Source organism: Budvicia diplopodorum (assembly GCF_009800925.1).
Lineage (GTDB): Bacteria > Pseudomonadota > Gammaproteobacteria > Enterobacterales > Enterobacteriaceae > Budvicia > Budvicia diplopodorum.
Window position 1 is genome coordinate 1 of the sequence record NZ_WOYF01000045.1, and the last position, 626, is coordinate 626.

The window sequence follows — 626 nt, forward strand, 5'->3', positions numbered from 1 at the left end:
AGATTAGCACGCCCTTCATCGCCTCTGACTGCCTAGGCATCCACCGTGTACGCTTAGTCACTTAACCTCACAACCCCAAGGTGTCTTTTGATAAACACCGGCGACGAACCGCTATTCAAGACCACAAAGGTGATTGCAAAAAATTGAGAGACTGCTTAAGACAGGCTGTGTCAGTGTCTGACCGAAGTCATTCTCACAGCGTGTTTAAGCTTTCAAATTTCAGCTTGTTCCGGATTGTTAAAGAGCAAATATCTTAAACACGACTTGTTAAAGTCATCTTTAAGTTATTGAGTGGTTCATCAAGAACCGGTGATAATGTCTTTCACTCATTATCGGATTGGCGTCCCCAAGGGGATTCGAACCCCTGTTACCGCCGTGAAAGGGCGGTGTCCTAGGCCTCTAGACGATGGGGACACGAAAATAGCGACAGGCTTTTCAGGCTATCGTTTCGTATCAGTACCGGTTTCCCGGTGACATCAACAGGTGCGTTTGCTCATTAATTTCATCAGACAATCTGTGTGGACACTGCACTCGAACTGGTATCGCTTGGTAAGGAGGTGATCCAACCGCAGGTTCCCCTACGGTTACCTTGTTACGACTTCACCCCAGTCATGAATCACAAAGTG

1 tRNA gene and 1 rRNA gene are annotated in these 626 nt (G+C 47.1%); both read right to left on the reverse strand.

Features of this window, described 5'->3' with window-relative positions:
* Positions 1 to 338 precede the first annotated feature (338 nt).
* Positions 339 to 414 (reverse strand) — tRNA-Glu (locus tag GVI43_RS15735).
* Between the two features lie 136 nt (positions 415 to 550).
* Positions 551 to 626, reverse strand: a 16S ribosomal RNA gene (locus GVI43_RS15740); the annotation flags it as partial.